The organism is Streptomyces sp. NPDC033165 (genome assembly GCF_055577965.1).
Map to the genome: position 1 here is coordinate 93,721 of NZ_JBVIPK010000007.1, position 14,935 is coordinate 108,655.

Below are 14,935 nucleotides of genomic sequence, written 5' to 3' on the forward strand. Positions count from 1 at the left end.
ACCACCAACCCCCCCCACCCCCCCCCCCCCCCTCCCCCCCCCCCCCCCCCCCCCCCCCCCCCCCCCCCCCCCTCCACAACCGGCCCCGACCGGGCCGGACCTCAGCGGCCGATTTCCTTGCGGTTGATCCTGCGGAGCCTGCGCCGCTGCGACGGGTCCAGTAGCAGATAGCCCGCCACGGGGACCCCGATCACGATCAGCAGGGCCCACCAGAATCCGATCAGGGGCCACAGGATGGCCGCCGCGAGAACTCCCCCGATAGCGACCTTCGCACCATTCGTCATGGTCCACGCCTCCTTCGCGGCCGGCGCCGCTCCTGTTGTGTGAACGCGTCCGCGCGTCCTTCCGTTCCCCGCCGGGCCCGTCATCGCAGCGGCTCACCGACGTCATGCATGTGCGCCAGGGCCTGGCGGTAGGACTCGATCAGACCGGTCTCCGCATACGGCATACCTATGCTCCCGCAGTGCGCCTGGACCAGCGGCTGGGCCAGCCTGAGGTGGGGCCGGGGCATGCTCGGGAAGAGGTGGTGCTCGATCTGGTAGTTCAGCCCGCCCAGGAACCAGTCGGTCAGCACCGCGCCGCGGACGTTCCGCGAGGTCAGGACCTGCCGCTGGAGGTGACCCCAGCGCTCCCCGTCGGGGTCGGGCATCTCCATGCCCTTGTGGTTGGGGGCGAACGCCAGGCCCAGGTGGAGACCGAACACCGCGTGCAGCAGAAGGGCGAATACGACCGCCTTGCCCGGGGACAACGCGCTCAGCAGCAGCGTCGCGTACAGGGTGACGTGCGCGATCAGCAGCAGGGCCGCGAGCGCCCGCTCCCGGGCGGGCTGGCGGCGCAGGAACTGGAACCCGTAGATCTTCAAGGCGATGCCTTCGAGCAGCAGCATCGGGAAGAACAGCCGGGCCTGGTTGCGGGTGAGCCAGCGGGCGAATCCCTCTCGCTGGGCCGCCTGCTTCTGGGTCCAGACCAGCGCGCCGACACCGACATCGGGGTCCTTCTCGATGTGATTGGGGTGGGCGTGGTGGCGTACATGCTTGTCGTTCCACCACGCTTCGTTCATGCCGAGGAGCAGATTGGCGTGCACGAGGCCGATCAGCCTGCTCGTCCTGCGGTCACCGGCTATCTGCGCATGTCCCGCGTCATGGGCGATGAACGCCGTACGGGCCCACAGGACGGCCAGCGGCAGGGCGAGGAACAGGCTCCACCAGCTGTCGCCCACCAGGACGAGGGCGGTGACCACCGACCCCAGGGCCGTCAGATTGGCGGCGATCCCCAGCGCGTACCGGCCGGGGCGGCGCTCCAGCAGGCCCTGGCCCTTCACCGCACGCAGCAGGGGCGCGAAGTCGCTCCCGGCGGCCGACCGGCGGGATGAAGGCGTGGAGGCGACGCTGAGCGCCGTGGCGGTGGCCGCGGCGGCGTCTGTAGCGGTGGCTGTCGCCTGGGGCATGGAGTCTCCGGTCTCTGGAACCTCTGCGCCGACCTCGTAGAACGTACGCATCAGCTGACCTCTCGAACGTACGGATCAGAGGTGCGCGGCAGCCATGGCGCCATCCCCCTGATTCCCCTGGGGCAGGCCCCGTGCCGCAGGGTGGTGCTGGCTGCACCCTCGACCGAGACCACCCCACAGAAGTGACACGGATCACATATCGGAGCGGCCCGCTGCCGCGCAGGGTGGAGTACCCTCGGCGACCCTGACCCACTAGTCAAATTTGAGGAATTCGACATCGCTGTGCACAGGCACCCTGCGGCAACGCCCTCCGAGGTCACCGAACTGTCCCGCTGCTCTGCGGTCTTCGTCCCGGCGGATCCGGCCCGTGCCGGCCGGATCGGGTTCTGGAACCCGGACGGCAGCACCCTTCCCGCCGCTCCCGGGATCTCGTCGGAGCCGGCCGTTTCGGATCTGACCGTTGTCGGAGCCGACCTGCGCCGCCACACTGTCACGGCCCTGTACCTTCCCGTAGGGGACGCTCTGCCGGTGCTGACCCGGGCGCGCGCCGGCGCCCAGGCATCCCCGTCCGTCGCCTTCTGGGGCGCCGCCGGGCTTCTGGCGCTCCAGTTCGTCGCACGCGGCCTGCTGCTGCCGGGGCTGAGCCCCACCGACCACGACGCCTGGCGAATCGGCCCGCTCAGCGCCGAGGACCTCGAACGGCTCCGGGAACTGGCCGCGTCGATGCCCCCGAGCGCGCACGCGACCCCGCTCCCGCACGAAGGTGGCGCGCGGACCCCCGAAGGGACCGCCGACGAACCGCTGCTGCCCGAACCGGAGGGGCTGTTGCGGGCGTTCCTCGATGCCGTGGCCGACACGATGCCCCGTACTCCGGCCGCCGGTTTCGTCGCCGCAGGCCCCGCGTTCGCCGCCCCGGAACCGCGGCGGCTGCCCGAGGGGCGGGCCTGGGCCGCCGATGTGGCGGCCGGTCACGACGCGGGCGTACGGCTCTCGTTGCGTATCGAGATCTCGGGAGTGACCCCGGCCGCAGGCGCACCGGGGGACGCGCCCGACCCTGCGGACGGCGACACTCCGGGCAGTGAGGCTCCGGACGAGGAGGCTCCGGACGGGAAGGCTCCGGATGGGGAGGCTCCGGATGGGGAGGCTCCGGCGTTCCGGGCCGTGCTTCAGATCCACAGCGTCAGCGACCCCTCCCTGGTCGCCGATGCGGCCGAGGTGTGGGCCGGTGGTGCGCGGACGGCCCCCGCGTTCGGGCCGCGGGCCCGGATGGACGCCCTCCTCACCCTGCGGCGCGCCGCCCGCGCCTGGCCCCCGCTGGCACCGCTGCTCTCCGCTGCGGTGCCGGACTCGGTGGAACCGGCCGATGAGGAGATCGCCGAACTGCTGGGCTCCGCCTCGCGCGCCCTGGCCGCCGCCGGGGTGCAGGTGCACTGGCCCAAGGAGCTGGCCAGAAAGCTGACCGCGCGAGCGGTGGTCGGGCCCGACGGCGCGGGGTCCCCGGACCGGAATCCGGACGACGCGGCATCCTCGGACCGGGATGCCGACGGCTCGGGGACCGGGCGGCAGGGGCGTACCACGGCGGACACGCCCTCGTTCCTGTCGGCCGACGCGCTCCTGGCGTTCGACTGGCGGTTCGCGCTGGGCGACCGGAGACTGACCCGCGAGGAGCTCGACCGGCTCGCCGAGTCGAACCGTCCCATCGTCCGGCTGCGTGACCAGTGGGTACTGATCGACCCCGAGGAGGCACGCCGGGCCCGGGAGACCCAGGACCGCAAGGTCACTCCGATCGACGCGCTGAGCGCGGTGCTGACGGGGTCCGCGGAGGTGGACGGCCGTCGTGTGGAGGTGGAGGCGACCGGCTGGCTGCGGCAGCTGCGGGACCGGCTGGCCGACCCGGAGTCCGCCGCCCACCGGCAGGTCGGACAGCCCGAGGCGCTCACCGCGACGCTGCGCGACTATCAACTGCGCGGTCTGAACTGGCTGAACACCATGACCTCGCTGGGTCTGGGGGCCTGCCTCGCCGACGACATGGGGCTGGGCAAGACCATCACGCTCATCGCGCTGCATCTGCATCGCCGGGGTGACCGGGACGCGGCCGGGCCGACGCTGGTGGTGTGCCCGACCTCCCTGATGGGCAACTGGCAGCGGGAGATCGAGAAGTTCGCCCCGGGCACCCCCGTCCGCCGCTTCCACGGCGCGTCGCGCTCCCTGAAGGGGGTGGTGGACGGCGAGTTCGTCCTGACGACGTACGGCACGATGCGGCTCGACGCGCCCCGGCTGGCCGAGGTGGCCTGGGACATGCTCGTCATCGACGAGGCCCAGCACGTCAAGAACCCGCACTCGGCGACGGCCAAGCAGTTGCGGGCCATCGGCGCCCGGGCTCGCGTGGCCCTCACCGGCACCCCGGTGGAGAACAACCTGTCTGAGCTGTGGGCGATCCTCGACTGGACGACCCCCGGGCTGCTCGGGCGGCTGGGTACGTTCCGCAGCCGGTACGCCGCCGCCGTCGAGGGCGGCAACGACCCGGGCGCGGCGGAACGGCTGTCCGCGCTCGTGCGGCCCTTCCTGCTGCGGCGCCGTAAGTCCGATCCGGGTATCGCGCCCGAGCTGCCGCCGAAGACGGAGACCGACCGGACGGTGTCGCTGACGGCGGAACAGACCGGCCTGTACGAGGCGGTGGTGCGCGAGACGCTGGCGGAGATCTCCGGCGCGGACGGGTTCGAACGGCGGGGCCTCGTGATGAAGCTGCTCACGGCGTTGAAGCAGATCTGCAACCACCCGGCGCAGTACCTCAAGGAGGAGCGGCCGAGGATCGCGGACCGGTCGGGGAAGGTCGAACTGCTGGACGAGCTCCTGGACACGATCCTGGCCGAGCGGGGTTCGGTGCTCGTGTTCACGCAGTACGTGCGGATGGCCCGGCTGCTGGAGGAGCACCTGGCCGCACGCGGGGTGCGTACGCAGTTCCTGCACGGCGGTACGCCGGTGGCGCGGCGCGAGGAGATGGTAAACCTCTTCCAGGCGGGCGAGGCGCCGGTGTTCCTGTTGTCGCTCAAGGCGGCGGGTACGGGGCTCAATCTGACCCGGGCCGGTCATGTCGTGCACTTCGACCGCTGGTGGAATCCGGCGGTCGAGGCGCAGGCGACGGACCGGGCGTACCGGATCGGGCAGACCCAGCCGGTGCAGGTCCACCGGCTGATCGCCGAGGGCACGATCGAGGACCGGATCGCCGAGATGCTCGCCCGCAAGCAGGGCCTCGCGGAGGCGGTGCTCGGCTCCGGCGAGGCGGCGCTGACGGAACTGACCGATGCGGAACTGGCCGACCTGGTCGAGCTGCGAGGGGGCGCACGATGAGCAACGACGCATACGAGTACCACGACTACGACGCATCGGACCGGGACGACGACGGGGCATCGCAGGAGGGGCGCGGTGGGCCGGAGCGTACGTTCGCGGCGCTGCCTCCGGCACAGGGGCGCGGGTTCGCCACGTCCTGGTGGGGCCTGGCGTGGCTGAAGGCCCTGGAGGACACGGCTCTCGACGGTGAGCAGCTCAAGAAGGGGCGGCGACTGGCCCGGGAGGGCCGGGTCGGGGCGGTCTCCGTACGTCCGGGCCGGATCACGGCGGTGGTACGGGACCGGGACGGCACGGCCCACCGCAGCGACGTGCTGCTGCAGCAACTCGGCCCGGGTGCGTGGGACCGGTTCCTGGACATGGCCGTGGACCGGGCCGGGCACATCGCGGCGCTGCTGGACCGGGAGATGCCGCCGCACCTGGTGGAGGACGCGGCGGGCGCCGGGGTCGATCTGCTGCCCGGCATCGGTGACCTGGAGCCCGAGTGCACCTGCGGGGCCTGGGACCACTGCCCGCATTCGGGTGCGCTGTGCTACCAGGTGGCACGGTTGCTGGACGAGGACCCGTTCGTACTGCTGCTGTTGCGGGGACGCGACGAGCGGCGGCTGCTGGACGAACTCCAGGTGCGCAGCACCGCCCGCGCCGCCCGGGATGCGGACGGCTGGGCTCCGGACACCGCTGGGGACGCGGGCCGGGAGGTCCGTGGGGTTCCGGCCGGTGAGGCGTTCGCCGCCGACGGGATCCTGCCGCCGCTCCCCGCTCCCCCGCCGGTGCCCGCCGAACCGGGGCCCGGGCCGTCACTGGACACGGAGACCGGTCCGGTGCCCGGGATCGACCCGCCGGCGCTGGAGGTGCTGGCCGCGGACAGTGCGGTGCGGGCCCACCGGATGCTCCTGGACGCGCTGGTTCCGGGGCACGGGGACCTGCCGCTGCCGGTGGAACTGACGCCGCGGCAGGATGCGGTACGGCTGGCCGCTGATGTCCGGCCGGGACCGTGGATCGCCGCCCGGCTCTCCGCGGGCTCGGGTCGGCGGCCCGCCGAGCTGGCTGCGGCGGTCGACGCCTGGCGGTACGGCGGGGTCGCCGCGCTCACCGTGCTGGAGGAGGAGTGGGAGCCGGACGCGGACGCGCTGGCGCGGGCCCGCGCCCAGCTCGCCACGGCCTGGGAGACGGGCGAGCGGCCGGCGCTGCGGGCAGGCGGCCGGTCCCGCTGGACGGTGGTGGGCGCCGACGTCCAGCTCCGGTTCGACCGCAACGGCCGGTGGTGGCCCTACCGCAAGGAGCGCGGCCGCTGGGTGCCCGCCGGACCGTCGGACGACGACCCGGCGAGTGCGCTGGCGGGGGCCGGTGGCGGAGTGCCGAACGGTATGGGCTGAGCGGCCGGGCGTACGGCTACGGGGGTGGGGCGAGGTGCGCGGGGCCTGAGGGCCGGAGCGCGCGGGGTGGGAGGCGGGGCCCCAGGCGCGGGCCGGGAACGCGGGCCCGAAGGCACGGGCCCCGAAGCCGGGCGCGGCCGGCGCCGGGCCGGCCTGGGCCGGGCGAGTGCGGGGCAGGGCCGCCCGCGTTGCGGTTGCTGCTACGGGTAGGCGCTCGGGAACCGTAGGTCCGGTGGGCTCGTCATCTGCATCTGCGGGGAGCGACCGGCGAGCGGTGCCCCCTCGCCGCGACGGCCCCGCAGGCCCCGCGCCCTCACCCCGCCCCCCTCCCCCCAGCACCTGGAGTGCCGTTGTACCGCAGAAGGATCCTTCAGTGCGCCGCCGTGGCGACGGCGGCGGCCGCGCTGCGGTCGTCGGTCCGGGCCGTGGCGGCGCCGGATGCCGTCACGGACTACGCGACCGCCCTGTGGGCTCCGGCCTCTCCCGCCAACTACACCGTCCCCTCCCGCCCTTCCGAGCGCCGGGTCGACCGCGTCGTCATCCATGTCGCACAGCAGTTGTTCACCCCCACCGCGGGCATCTTCCGCGATCCGGCCAAGCAGGTGTCGGCCCATTACGTGGTGCGTTCGGGCGACGGTTACGTGGCCCAGTGCGTGCGCGAGCGGGACATCGCCTGGCACGCGGGAAACTGGAACTGGAACACCCGGAGCGTCGGCATCGAGCACGAGGGGTGGGTGGACCGGCCGGAGTTCTTCACGGACGTCATGTACGTGCGCTCGGCGGAGCTCACGGCCGACATCTGCGAACGCCACGGCATCCCCAAGGACCGCGAACACATCGTGGGCCACCACGAGGTGCCGGGCAGCGACCACACCGACCCCGGTGTGCACTGGGACTGGGACCGCTACCTCCGGCTCCTCAACCGCGTCTGAACCCGCGGCTCGAACGGCATCTGAACAGCATGGGCTGCACCCCACAGATGATGGGGAGCCCTGTTGCGGCACGCCGTGTGCCAGCCCGGGCCGTCGTATGCGCCGCCGCGCTGAGTACCGGATGCGCCCAGACGGCGTCGGAGGGCAAGCGGGACGCTGCCACGGGCAGCTCCGCCGCGTCGCCGAGCACCACCCACGCGCAGACGGTTCTGGACGCCGCGGAGTTCGAGCAGGTTCTCACCGAGGAGCGGATCTGCGTCCGCGCAGGAGGCCACCGAGTCGGACACCACGCTGCCGGGCTGACCGTCCGGCTCGCGGGGGCCCGCGCGGAAGTCGCCCTCGTCAGGCGCTCGCCCCGGACAGATGCCGGTGGATGGGCGCCGCACCGCCGGTGAGCGGCAGGCCCGTGCCGCCGTGCCGGGCCGCGACGATCTCCGCCGCGATGGACAGGGCGGTCTCCTCCGGCGTACGGGCTCCGAGGTCGAGGCCGATGGGCGAACGCAGCCGGTTCAGTTCGCGCTCGCTCAGGCCCGCCTCACGCAGCCGTCGTGTCCGTTCCTCGTGGGTGCGGCGTGAGCCCATCGCGCCGACGAACGCGAAGGGCATCCGCAGCGCCTCCGTGAGGAGCGGTACGTCGAACCGGGCCTCGTGCGTCAGCACGCACAGCACCGTGCGCGCGTCGGTGGGGGTGCGCCGCAGATAGCGGTGCGGCCAGTCGACGACGACTTCGTCGGCCTCGGGGAACCGGGCCGGGGTGGCGAAGACGGGCCGGGCGTCGCACACCGTCACGTGGTGGCCGAGGAACTTGCCCGCCCGCACCAGCGCCGCGGCGAAGTCGACCGCTCCGAAGACGATCATGCGGGGCGGTGGAACCCTGGTCTCGACGAGCAGGGTGAGCCCGCCGGGGCAGTGCGACCCGTCCTCGGAGAGTTCGACGGTGCCGGTGCGACCGGCGTCCAGCAGGGCCCGGGCCTCGGCCGCCGCCGTGCGGTCCAGCGCCGGGTGGCCGCCGAGTCCGCCCTCGTGGGTGCCGTCGGCGCGGACGAGCAGGGAGCGCCCCAGAAGCCCGTCGGGGCCGCTGACCACCCGGGCGAGTGCCCCGGCCGCGCCGGAGGCCGCCACGGCGAGGGCGGCCCGCAGCACCGCCCGGTCCGGCGAGTCAGCGCGGACCGGGGTGACCATCACGTCGACGACCCCGCCGCAGGTCAGCCCAACCGCGAAGGCGTCCTCGTCGCTGTAGCCGAACCGTTCGCGCACGGCTTCGCCGTCCTGGAGGGCCCCCGCGCACAGTTCGTACACCGCGCCCTCCACACAGCCGCCGGAGACCGATCCGATCACCGTGCCCGCGCGGTCCACGGCGAGGGCGGCACCGGGTCCGCGCGGCGCGCTGCCGCCGGTGGAGACGACGGTGCCGACGGCGAACTCCCGGCCCTCCGCCATCCACCGGTGAAGCTCGCCGGCGATGTCAAGCATCCGCCGCTCCCCCGTCCGCCGGGGTCCGCATCGACGCCTCCAGGACCCGGTCGGGACGGATCGGCAGGTGCCGGTGGCGCACACCGGTGGCATGCCAGACCGCGTTGGCGACGGCCGCCGCCGCGCCCACGATGCCGACCTCTCCGATGCCCTTGATGCCGACCGGGTCGTCCGGGTCGTGGTCGTCCACCCAGTCCGCCTCGATGTCCGGGACGTCGGCGTGGACAGCCACGTGGTATCCGGCGAGGTCGGGTGCGTAGTGGGCGCCGGTGTTCCGGTCGCGGACCGCCTCTTCGTGCAGGGCCATGGAGATGCCCCAGGTCATGCCGCCGACGAGCTGGTTGCGGGCGGTGAGCGGGTTGACGATCCGGCCCGCCGCGAAGATGCCCAGCATCCGGCGCACCCGCACCTCGCCGGTGCTGACGTCCACGGCGACCTCGGCGAACTGGGCGCCGTAGGAGTGCCGTTCCTTCTGGGCGAGGGCGCCGATGGCCTCCGCGGTGTCGGACTGCACGGTGATCCCCTCCGGGGGGATACTCGTCCCCGGCGCGAGCCGCGCCCGCAGTTCGGCTGCCGCGGCCGTGACCGCCCAGGCCCAGGAGCGGGTGCCCATGGAGCCGCCGGCGATCATGGCATGGCCGAAGTCGCTGTCACCGATCCGGACCCGGACGCGTTCGGGTGCGGTCTCCAGGGCGTCGGCGGCGACCAGGGTGAGGGCGGTGCGGGCACCGGTGCCGATGTCGGCGGCGGCGATCCGGACGGTGAAGGAACCGTCCGGCTCCGCCGTCAGCAGGGCCGTGGAAGGGGCGGCCCCGGCTCCGTAGGAACCCGCCGCCGTGCCGGTGCCCAGCAGCCATCGCCCGTCGCGCCGCGTGCCGGGACGGGGGTCGCGGTCCGCCCAGCCGAACCTGCGGGCGCCCTCGCGGAAACAGGCCGTCAGGTTCCGGCTGCTGAACGGGAGCCCGGAGACGGGGCCGACCTCGGGCTCGTTGCGCAGACGCAGTTCGACCGGGTCGACGCCGCAGCGTTCGGCGAGCTCGTCGAGGGCCGTCTCCATCGCGAACGACCCCGGGGCCTCCCCCGGCGCGCGCATCCAGGTCGGGGTCGGCACGTCGAGCCGTACGACCTGGTTGACGGTGCGGTGGGCGTCGGCGTCGTAGAGCACGCGGGCGACGGCCGCGCCGGGTTCGACGAACTCGTACACGGTCGACGTCTGGTTCAGCGAACGGTGCTCCAGAGCGCGCAGCCGGCCGTCGGGGTCGGCGCCGAGCCTGATCCGCTGGGTGGTGGGGCTGCGGTATCCGGCCAGCGAGAACAACTGACGCCGGGTCATCACCACGCGTACCGGGCGGCGCAGTGCGGTGGCGGCCATCACGGCGGACACCTGGTGGGCGCGCAGGCCCTTGCTGCCGAAGCCGCCGCCGATGTGCTCGGAGCGTACCCGTACGGAGGCGGGGTCGAGCGAGAACATCGTGGCCAGCTCGCTCCGGACCCAGCTGACGCCCTGGTTGGAGTCGACGACCTCCAGCGTGCCACCGTCCCACAGGGCGGTCGCCGCGTGCGGCTCCATCATGCTGTGCTGCTCTTCGGGGGTGGTGTACTCCGCTTCCACGACGACGGCGGACGCGGCGAGTTGTGTCTCCAGGTCCCCCTTGTCGGTCTCCGCGGGCATGTGGCCGCTCGCGGCGTAGGCGTCGGGGTGGTCGGCGACGAGTGCGGTGTCGTGCCGCTCCTCCTCGTACGTCACGACGAGCGCTTCGGCAGCCTCCCTGGCCTCCTCGGGCGTCTCGGCGACGACGAGCGCCACCGGCCAGCCCGCGTGGGGCACCCTGTCGTCCTGGAAGACGGCGGCGGTCGGGTCCGGTGGAACGCCGAGCAGGCCGACGTAGTCGGTTTTCAGCCGCGGGGCGTTGCCGTGGTGCAGGACCGTGAGCACGCCCGGCATGTCGAGCACCGGGGCGGTCTCGACGTGGCTGATCCGGCCGCGGGTGATCGTGGACAGCACCAGCCAGCCGTGGGCCAGCCCGGCGAAGGGGATCTCGCCCGCGTAGCGCGCCGCGCCGGTGACCTTGGCGCGGCCCTCCACCCGGGTGTGGGCGACACCGACGGCCCCGCGGACCGCCGCAGAGGCGGGTGTGGTGGTCGTCATCGGGCGTCCCCCTCGGCGAGTTCGGTCAGGACGGAGACCACGAGGTTGCGCATGAGGGTCACCTTGTATCCGTTGCGGGGCAGCGGCCGTGCGGCCGCGAGCTCGGCGTCGGCGGCGGCGGCGAAGGTCGCGCCGTCGGCCGGTGCGCCGGTCAGGACGGCTTCGGCGGCGCGGGCGCGCCAGGGGCGGGAGGCGACGGCCCCGAGGGCCAGGCGCGCTTCGCGTACGCGGCCGTCCTCGATGGTGAGCGCGGCGGCGACGGAGCCGATGGCGAAGGCGTACGAGGCGCGTTCGCGCACTTTGCGGTAGCGGGAGCGGGCGGCGACGGGCCCGGCCGGAAGGGTGACGTGGGTGATCAGCGCGCCGGGCGGCAGGGCCGTTTCGCGGTGCGGGGTGTCGCCGACGGGGAGGTAGAGGTCGGTGATCGGCACCTCGCCGGGTCCGTCGAGGGTCTCGTAGGCGACGACGGCGTCGAAGGCCGTCAGGGCGACGCCCATGTCGGAGGGGTGCACGGCCACGCAGTGATCGGAGGCGCCGAGTACCGCGTGGTTGTGGTGCTCGCCGCCGACGGCCGGGCAACCGCTGCCCGGGACGCGCTTGTTGCAGGCCTTGCTGACGTCGGAGAAGTATCCGCAGCGGGTGCGCTGGAGCAGGTTGCCGCCGACGGTCGCCATGTTGCGCAGCTGCCCGGATGCCCCGGCCAGCAGGGCCTGGGTCAACGCCGGGTAGCGGCGGCGGATTTCAGGGTCGGCGGCGAGGTCGCTGTTGGTGACGGTCGCGCCGATGCGCAGGCCGCCGTCCGTGGTGTGCTCGATGCGGTCCAGCGGGAGTTCGCGGACGTCGACGAGGCGGGCGGGGCGTTCGACGCCGGTCTTCATCAGGTCGACGAGGTTGGTGCCGCCGCCGAGGAACCGTGCGTCCGGGTCGGCGGCGAGGAGGGCGACCGCGCCGGTGACGTCGTGGGCGCGCCGGTAGCCGAACTGCCTCATGCGGCTGCCTCCTTCGCGGCTGCCGTACGGCTGTCCGCGTGGGCCTCGGCGGCCCGGGCGACGGCCTGGACGATCGAGACGTAGGCGCCGCAGCGGCACAGATTGCCGCTCATCCGCTCACGGATCTCCTCCGGCGTCAGCGGTGGCGGGCCCGCCTCGGGACCCACGTCGTCCGTGACCGCGCTCGGCCAGCCCGCCGCGTGTTCCTCGATGAGGGCGACGGCGGAGCAGATCTGTCCGGGCGTGCAGTAGCCGCACTGGTAGCCGTCGAGATCGAGGAACGCCTGCTGGACGGGGTGCAGTTCGTCGCCGTCGGCCACGCCTTCGATGGTGGTGATCTCACGCCCCTCGGCGGCGACCGCCAGGTTCAGGCAGGAGACGACGCGCCGCTGGTCGACCAGGACGGTGCAGGCGCCGCACTGCCCTTGGTCGCAGCCCTTCTTGGTGCCGGTGAGATCGAGGCGCTCGCGCAGGGCGTCGAGCAGGGTGGTGCGGTGGTCGACGGACAGGTGGTGCTTCTCACCATTGATGTTCAGGGTGATGGCACTGGATGTCGACGAGGGAGCTGGGGCCATGATCAGCCTTCTCTGGTGTCTGGTGACAAGAAAACCGGGCTGCCGGCAGCGGGCCGGGGCGGTGACCGCCGACCGCGGTCGGCGCTAAGGTAGACCTAACCGGACTGTTGTCCACTCACCCGGAAAACTTAACGGACAGCTGTCCGGTTAACAAGGGACGGGTTTCGGCCATGGACCCGCGAGGAGGACGTGTGCCCCAGTCGAAGAAGGACACTCCCCTGCCCAAGGACGCCCCCCTGCGTTCGGACGCCCAGCGCAACCGCGAACGCATCCTGCAAGTGGCCATGGTGGAGCTGACGCGGTGCGCGGACGCCCCGCTCAGCACGATCGCCAGGAAGGCGGGCGTGGGACAGGGCACGTTCTACCGCAACTTCCCCCATCGGGAGGCGCTCGTCCTAGAGGTCTACCGCTACGAGATGCAGCAGGTGGCGGAAGCGGCGACCGCGTTGCTCGACACCCGCGCGCCGGAACAGGCCCTGCGCGAGTGGATGGACCGCCTCGCCCGGTTCGCCATGACCAAGGCGGGCCTGGCGGACGCGATCCGGCTGGTCACCAGCGCGCCGGGCGGCCCCGCGAGGCCCGGACCCACCCCGGTGATGGACGCCGCGGGCATGCTGCTCCGCGCCAACGAGGAGGCGGGCACCATCCGTTCCGGGGTGACCCCGGACGACTTCTTTCTCGCCATCGCCGGTCTGTGGCAGATCGATCCGCGGGAGGACTGGCAGCCGCGGGCCACCCGGCTGCTGGACTTCGTGATGGACGGACTGCGCGCGCGGGCGCCAGGGCGGTGACCGCCCCGGGCCTGGCTCCGGGGACGGTCCCGGCCCGGTGCGGCGGACCGCTCGGCGGCCCGCCACGGGACGGACTGCTGCGACGAGCAGATGGCCGTAACACTGGTCCAGGCCAAGCCGCTTCGGTCACCGGCGGATTCGTCTACCGCGGCGACGCTGTGCCGGAGCTCCGGGAGAGCCACGTGTTCAGTGACCACTGCGACGGGACGCTCCGCACTCTGAAGTTGGAGAACGGGCAGGTGACCGACGAGGGCGACCTCGGAGTCAGCGGCGGCGAGGTCATCTCGTTCGTGCAGGACGGCGACGGCGAGCTGTACGTGCTCAACATCGGCGGCGCGATCCTGCGCATCGACCCGGCGTGCATCACTGAGCCGTGAGCCGCACTCCCGGGGCGCGGGACGGTGATACGCATCACTGCTCCGGCGTCCCGGGCCGGGCGTCCGCGATCATGACCGGATGGACGCTCATTTCCTCGGAATCCCCGAGCTGACCGAAACCCCGTCCGTGGCGGTCGTGGTCGACGTCATGCGCGCTTTCACGGTGGCCGCCTGGGCCTTCGGCCAGGGGGCGGAGAAGATCGTCCTCGCCGGGTCGCTGGACGAAGCCCTGGCACTCAAGTCCCGCCACTCCGACTGGGTGGCGATCAAGGACGGCCCGCCCGCGCCCGGGTTCGACACCGTCAACTCCCCGGGCATGCTGAGGTCCATGGACCTCGGCGGGCGGATCGTGGTGCAGAAGACCACGGCGGGGACGGTCGGCGCCCTCGCGGTCAAGGACGCTCCGCTGGTGCTGTGTTCCGCCTTCGTGGTGGCGGAGTCGACGGCTCGGCTCCTGCGGACGCACGGGGGTGACGGTGTCACGTTCGTGGTCACCGGCGAGGACGGGCGGGCCGATGAGGATCTGGCGTGTGCCCAGTACATCGCCCGGAGGGTGACCGACGACGGGACGGACACGGCCCCGTTCCTCCGCCGGGCCGCCGCGTCACGTGCCGCCGCCGAACTGACCGAGGGGGTGCGTCAAGGAGTCCATCCCGATGACGTCGCCCTCTGTCTTGAGGTCGACCGGTTTCCCTTCGCCATGGTGGCGGCCCTGGAGGGGCCGCTCATGGTTCTGCGTCCGCATACGTCGTCGTCTACGGCCGCCGCCTGAGGTACGCGTCCAGTTCGGCCGCCCCCGCCAGCATCGCGCGCCCCCGGGCGGACAGCCTGCCGTGCCAGTCGTGCAGGGCGGACTCCAGCGGGTGCAGCCCGCCGGCCGCCCGTACGTGGGCGATCAGGGGGGCGATCTGCTCCAGGAGGTAGCCGCCCCGCCGGAGTTGGTGGGTGAGCCGGGCGTCCCGGACGTCGGCCTCGTCGTACACCCGGTATCCGGTCGCCGGATCGCGGCGCGGGCGCACCAGGCCCGCGCGCTCCCACGTGCGGAGCGTGGCGGGCCGGAGCCCGAGCTGCGCGGCCAGCGGCCCGATGTACGTCGTGCCGGGGGCGGGCACGTCGGGGTGTGCGGGGGACGTGTCCGGCTCCAGGGCGCGCAGGGCGCTCTCGACGGCCCGCAGGGTCCCACGGTCCTCGCGGAGTTGGACGTGGCTCTCGTCGATGAGCCGGAACGCCTCGTCCTCCTCGCCCCGGTTCACCGCCTGCATGACCGACGCGGCGGTGCGGTGGCCGTGGCCGGGGGCCAGGGCGAGAAAGGCCCGCAGGGCCGCCGCGTGGCGCGGGGTGTAGGTGCGGTAGCCGTGAGGGGTGCGGGCGGCGGGCGGAAGGATGCCCGCCGCTTCGTAGTTCCGGACGGCCTGCGTGGACAGACCGTGCTCGCGCGCCAGATCGATCGGCCTCAGCTGCCTACTCATTTGAGACTT

General features: G+C 73.2%; 12 protein-coding genes and 1 pseudogene. 6 read left to right on the forward strand and 7 right to left on the reverse strand.

Annotated features, from left to right (window positions below):
• Positions 1–101 precede the first annotated feature (101 nt).
• Positions 102–284, reverse strand: coding sequence for a hypothetical protein (locus ACZ5WC_RS18370; RefSeq protein WP_096624084.1), 183 nt, complete (start codon positions 282–284; stop codon positions 102–104).
• Between the two features lie 80 nt (positions 285–364).
• Positions 365–1,447 carry a fatty acid desaturase family protein gene (locus ACZ5WC_RS18375; RefSeq protein ID WP_468541758.1) on the reverse strand — a complete coding sequence of 361 codons (1,083 nt, stop codon included), beginning with the start codon at positions 1,445–1,447 and terminating at the stop codon, positions 365–367.
• Between the two features lie 282 nt (positions 1,448–1,729).
• Between ACZ5WC_RS18375 and ACZ5WC_RS18380 the strand changes: the two genes are divergently transcribed.
• The 3 genes from ACZ5WC_RS18380 to ACZ5WC_RS18390 all read left to right on the forward strand — a co-directional run bounded on the left by ACZ5WC_RS18380 (position 1,730) and on the right by ACZ5WC_RS18390 (position 7,103).
• Positions 1,730–4,798, forward strand: coding sequence for a DEAD/DEAH box helicase (locus tag ACZ5WC_RS18380; protein WP_468541759.1), 3,069 nt, complete (start codon positions 1,730–1,732; stop codon positions 4,796–4,798).
• Entirely contained in the window at positions 4,795–6,171 is a 1,377-nt protein-coding gene (locus ACZ5WC_RS18385) for an SWIM zinc finger family protein (protein ID WP_468541760.1), read from the forward strand. Before ACZ5WC_RS18380 ends, ACZ5WC_RS18385 begins: the two co-directional genes overlap by 4 nt.
• Before the next feature lie 350 nt (positions 6,172–6,521).
• Positions 6,522–7,103, forward strand: coding sequence for an N-acetylmuramoyl-L-alanine amidase (locus ACZ5WC_RS18390; RefSeq protein ID WP_468541761.1), 582 nt, complete (start codon positions 6,522–6,524; stop codon positions 7,101–7,103).
• A 342-nt stretch (positions 7,104–7,445) separates the two neighbouring features.
• Here ACZ5WC_RS18390 and ACZ5WC_RS18395 read toward each other — a convergent pair whose 3' ends face one another.
• The 4 genes from ACZ5WC_RS18395 to ACZ5WC_RS18410 are packed head-to-tail and all read right to left on the reverse strand — an operon-like array spanning position 7,446 to position 12,289.
• Positions 7,446–8,576, reverse strand: a complete 1,131-nt coding sequence (locus ACZ5WC_RS18395; protein WP_468541762.1) for an XdhC family protein — start codon at positions 8,574–8,576, stop codon at positions 7,446–7,448.
• A complete protein-coding gene (locus ACZ5WC_RS18400) occupies positions 8,569–10,725 on the reverse strand; it encodes a xanthine dehydrogenase family protein molybdopterin-binding subunit (RefSeq protein WP_468541763.1) in 2,157 nt (718 codons plus the stop codon). Before ACZ5WC_RS18400 ends, ACZ5WC_RS18395 begins: the two co-directional genes overlap by 8 nt.
• Positions 10,722–11,714, reverse strand: coding sequence for an FAD binding domain-containing protein (locus ACZ5WC_RS18405; protein ID WP_468541764.1), 993 nt, complete (start codon positions 11,712–11,714; stop codon positions 10,722–10,724). The genes ACZ5WC_RS18400 and ACZ5WC_RS18405 overlap by 4 nt, the downstream gene beginning before the upstream one ends.
• Positions 11,711–12,289, reverse strand: a complete 579-nt coding sequence (locus tag ACZ5WC_RS18410; protein ID WP_311122622.1) for a (2Fe-2S)-binding protein — start codon at positions 12,287–12,289, stop codon at positions 11,711–11,713. Before ACZ5WC_RS18410 ends, ACZ5WC_RS18405 begins: the two co-directional genes overlap by 4 nt.
• A 170-nt stretch (positions 12,290–12,459) precedes the next feature.
• Here ACZ5WC_RS18410 and ACZ5WC_RS18415 point away from each other — a divergent pair, with 170 nt between their 5' ends.
• The 3 genes and pseudogenes from ACZ5WC_RS18415 (at position 12,460) to ACZ5WC_RS18425 (ending at position 14,229) form a co-directional block, all read left to right on the forward strand.
• Entirely contained in the window at positions 12,460–13,080 is a 621-nt protein-coding gene (locus tag ACZ5WC_RS18415) for a TetR/AcrR family transcriptional regulator (protein ID WP_468541765.1), read from the forward strand.
• A gap of 110 nt (positions 13,081–13,190) precedes the next feature.
• Positions 13,191–13,457: pseudogene (locus tag ACZ5WC_RS18420) on the forward strand (PQQ-dependent sugar dehydrogenase); the annotation flags it as partial.
• Between the two features lie 79 nt (positions 13,458–13,536).
• Entirely contained in the window at positions 13,537–14,229 is a 693-nt protein-coding gene (locus ACZ5WC_RS18425) for a 2-phosphosulfolactate phosphatase (protein ID WP_468541766.1), read from the forward strand.
• Here ACZ5WC_RS18425 and ACZ5WC_RS18430 read toward each other — a convergent pair.
• A complete protein-coding gene (locus ACZ5WC_RS18430) occupies positions 14,213–14,926 on the reverse strand; it encodes a TioE family transcriptional regulator (protein ID WP_468541767.1) in 714 nt (237 codons plus the stop codon). The genes ACZ5WC_RS18425 and ACZ5WC_RS18430 overlap by 17 nt on opposite strands.
• Between the last annotated feature and the right edge of the window lie 9 nt (positions 14,927–14,935).